The sequence below is a fragment of the Streptomyces javensis genome, assembly GCF_039525925.1.
Lineage (GTDB): Bacteria > Actinomycetota > Actinomycetes > Streptomycetales > Streptomycetaceae > Streptomyces > Streptomyces asiaticus.
This window is the reverse complement of sequence record NZ_BAAAIF010000202.1, coordinates 1-3,530: the sequence shown is the minus strand read 5'-3', so window position 1 is coordinate 3,530 and position 3,530 is coordinate 1. Positions and strand designations below refer to the sequence as shown.

General features: G+C 71.4%; 3 protein-coding genes and 1 rRNA gene. All 4 read right to left on the bottom strand.

All coding sequences use genetic code 11. The annotated features are described in order from the left end of the window. Positions 1–321: 321 nt before the first annotated feature. Positions 322–1,494 carry an acetoin utilization protein AcuC gene (locus ABD329_RS47520; protein ID WP_344318232.1) on the bottom strand — a complete coding sequence of 391 codons (1,173 nt, stop codon included), beginning with the start codon at positions 1,492–1,494 and terminating at the stop codon, positions 322–324. Further along, on the bottom strand, positions 1,463–2,680 hold the full coding sequence (locus ABD329_RS47515) for an MFS transporter (protein WP_198282054.1): 1,218 nt from the start codon (positions 2,678–2,680) through the stop codon (positions 1,463–1,465). Before ABD329_RS47515 ends, ABD329_RS47520 begins: the two co-directional genes overlap by 32 nt. Before the next feature lie 24 nt (positions 2,681–2,704). Next, entirely contained in the window at positions 2,705–3,361 is a 657-nt protein-coding gene (locus tag ABD329_RS47510; RefSeq protein ID WP_198282053.1) for an HAD family hydrolase, read from the bottom strand. 80 nt (positions 3,362–3,441) lie between these two features. After that, positions 3,442–3,530: ribosomal RNA gene (gene rrf, locus ABD329_RS47505) — 5S ribosomal RNA — on the bottom strand; the annotation flags it as partial.

Below are 3,530 nucleotides of genomic sequence, written 5' to 3'. Positions count from 1 at the left end.
CGTGCACACACCCCGCAAAACGAAGCCAGCGAAACGGCAAACGAACAAAACGTCCAACCCACGGCCCCGCCGCACAGGTTAAAGATCAAGCTAGGGGTTGCCCGGCGCGCGGCAGCGGCCTCGCCCCTGAACCCCGGGGTCTGGGGCGAAGCCCCGCCTTCCAGCCCCTCCGGCGTTCGAGGAGCGGGGTCTGGGGCGGAGCCCCGGCGGGTCTGGGGCGGAGCCCCAGTTGTGGGAAGGGGCGGGGAGGGGAAAGCACCGATATGCGGCTCCGCCGCGTGGCCCGCCGCAGGCGGCAGGCGTCCCGATCGCCTACGGGCTTCACGGCAGCAGCCCGTGGTGCGGGAAGACCGCCCGGCGCGTCGCCAGGATCGCCTGGTCCAGCCGGTCCGCGGGGTCGTACCCGGCCTCGTGGAAGTCCTGCCAGTCCGGCTCCCGCCCGTCCGTCATCCGCCGCGGCGCGTCCATCCGGGTCCGCCGGTACACCTCCTGCCGCCACTCCTCCGGCACCGGCGTGGTGGCCTCCACCGGCCGCCCCGCCGCGATCGCGACCAGATGGGTCCAGGACCGCGGCACCACGTCCACCACCGCGTAGCCGCCACCCCCGAGCGCCACCCAGCGCCCGTCCGCGTGCTCGTGCGCCAGCCGGTGACAGCTCTCGGCGACCGCCCGCTGCGCGTCGACGGTCACCGCCAAGTGGGCCAGCGGGTCCTCGACATGGGTGTCCGCGCCGTGCTGGGTCACCAGCACCTGCGGGCGGAACGCCGCCACCAGCTCCGGCACCACCGCGTGGAAGGCCCGCAGCCAGCCCGCGTCCGAGGTTCCGGCCGGCAGCGCCAGATTGACCGCCGAGCCCTCGGCGCCCTCCCCGCCCGCCTCCTCCGGCCAGCCGGTCTGCGGGAACAGCGTCCGGGGGTGCTCATGCAGCGAGATCGTCAGCACCCGCGGATCGTCCCAGAACGCCGCCTGCACCCCGTCCCCGTGGTGGACGTCCACATCCACGTACGCGACCCGCTCGGCCCCCAGCTCCAGCAGCCGGGCGATCGCCAGCGCCGCGTCGTTGTAGATGCAGAACCCGGACGCGCCCCGGGGCATCGCGTGGTGCAGCCCGCCCGCGAAGTTCACCGCGTGCAGCGCCTCCCCGCGCCATACGTCCTCGGCCGCGCCCACCGACTGCCCGGCGATCAGCGCCGACGCCTCGTGCATGCCCGCGAAGGCCGGATCGTCGATCGTCCCGAGGCCGTACGAGCCGTCCGCCGCCTCCGGGGCGGCCGATGCGCGCCGTACCGCCTCGATGTACTCCTGCCCGTGGACCAGGCGCAGCGTCGACTCCCCGGCCGGCTTGGCGGCCACTACGCGCACCGCCCGGTCCAGCCCGTACGCCTGCACCAACCCCATGGTCAGCGCCAACCGCACCGGGTCCATCGGATGCCCGGCGCCGAAGTCGTATCCGGTTACTTCCTCATCCCACATCAACTGTGCGCGGCCGCTCATGCCCGTCACCGTATCCGGCTGGTGCAGGGCTGAACGACCTCGCGTACCGGATCGTCATCAGCACGAGCGCCATCGGCACCAGCATCGCCGCACGGTAGTTCCACGCCCCACCCAGCGCGCCGACCAGCGGGGAGCCGATGAGGAAGCCCACGTAGTTGAAGATGTTGAGGCGCGCGACAGCGGCGTCGGACGCCCCGGGGAAGAGCCGCCCCGCGGCCGCGAAGGTCTGCGGCACCAGCACGCACAACCCCAGCCCCAGCAGCGTGAACCCGGCCATCCCCGCCCAGGCGCCGGGCGCCGTCGCGACCACCGCGAAGCCGCCGCCCGCGAGCAGCGCCCCGGCCCGGACCACGGTGACCGCGCCGAAGCGCCGCACCCCGAGGTCGCCGAAGGACCGGCCGAGGAGCGTGGTGACCATATAGACGTTGTACGGGACCGTGGCCAGCTGCTCGGAGCTGTGCAGCACGTCCTCCAGGTACTTGGCGCTCCAGTTGGAGACGGTGGAGTCGCCGATGTAGGCGAAGGCCATGACGAGGCAGAGCGGCAGCAGCGCCCGCATGCCCACCGAGGGGCCGTCGCCCTGCGCGGGCTCGGCCGGGTCGGCCTGCTGAGCGGCATGGTCGACGTACCAGCGACCGGCGATCAGCGCGGCGGGCACCAGGATGGCCACCAGCGGCGCGTAGAGCGTGGGCAGCGGCAGATCCCAGTGCGCCCCCACCCAGGCGAGCGAGGCCCCGGCGATCCCGCCCAGGCTGTACGCGCCGTGGAAGCCGAGCATGATGCTGCGCCCGTACGCGCGCTGAAGGCTCACCCCGAGCATGTTCATCGACGCGTCGAGCGCCCCGACCGTCAGCCCGAACACCGCGAGCGCCACGGCGAGCTGCCACACCGTCGTCCCCGATCCGGCCGACAGCAGGGCGAGGGAGACGATGGGCTGCACCACGCGGAGGACCAGCCCCGGAAGCATCCGCTTGACGAGATGTTCGGTGCCGACGCTGCCCACCCCGGCGAGGATCGGCACGGCGGCCAGGAAGAGGGGCAGCAGCCCGTCGGATATCCCGTACCGGTCCTGGAGCGCGGGTATGCGCGTCACCAGCAGAGCGAAGATCGCGCCCTGGACGAAGAAGCTGATGGCCAATGAGGCCCGGCCTTGCCGGAGCCGGCGGCTCGGACGCGAATCCGTCATGGCCGTGGAGCGTACGGCCCCGGGCTACTTGTGGGTAGAGGTGAGCAGCCCTCGCAGTTCGGCCATCTCCATGAAGAGGCCACGGGCCGTGGAGAGTTTGGCGGCGGGTGTCATGGCCGTGTAGCCGTACACATCCATCCCGGCGGCCAGGGCGGCCTGGACCCCGAGCGGGCTGTCCTCGACGACGGCACAGCGCTCGGGCGCCACGCCCATGCGCTCGGCCGCGTGCAGAAACAGATCCGGGGCGGGCTTGCCCCGGCCCACGTCCTCGGAACTGAAGATGTGGTCCTCGCCGAAGAGGTCGTACAGCCCGGTCGTACGGAGGGCGACGCGGATGCGCTCATGGCTTCCGGAGGAGGCGACGCAGTACGGAACACCGTCGGCCCGCAGCTTCTCCAGGACCTCGGCCACCCCGGCCACCGGCCGCAACTCACGGCGGAAGGCATCGAAGACCCGGCCGTGGAAGGTGGTGTCGAAGTCGGGCGGCAGCCGCCGGCCCGAGCGCTCGAGGACCAGGTCGTGGATGCGATGCATGGCGGAGCCCATGTAGTCGCGTATGGAGTCCTCGTAGCTGGTGGGGTGCCCCAACTCCGTGAGGTAGGCGGCAAGCAGCCGATTGGAGATGGGCTCGCTGTCGACGAGCACCCCGTCGTTGTCGAAGATGACCAGGTCATAGCGCATGCGATCAGCCTACAAACAACCAGAAATGCGAAAAGCCCGGTTGCGAGCCAAAGCTCCCAACCGGGCTTTTCGTAAAATTTGTTCGGCGGCGTCCTACTCTCCCACAGGGTCCCCCCTGCAGTACCATCGGCGCTGAAAGGCTTAGCTTCCGGGTTCGGAATGTAACCGG

Excerpts from the sequence above, each read along its gene's own strand:
- ABD329_RS47510 (WP_198282053.1), bottom strand. The coding sequence starts at position 3,361 with ATGCGCTATGACCTGGTCATCTTCGACAACGACGGGGTGCTCGTCGAC.
- ABD329_RS47520 (WP_344318232.1), bottom strand. The coding sequence starts at position 1,494 with ATGAGCGGCCGCGCACAGTTGATGTGGGATGAGGAAGTAACCGGATAC.
- ABD329_RS47515 (WP_198282054.1), bottom strand. The coding sequence starts at position 2,680 with ATGACGGATTCGCGTCCGAGCCGCCGGCTCCGGCAAGGCCGGGCCTCA.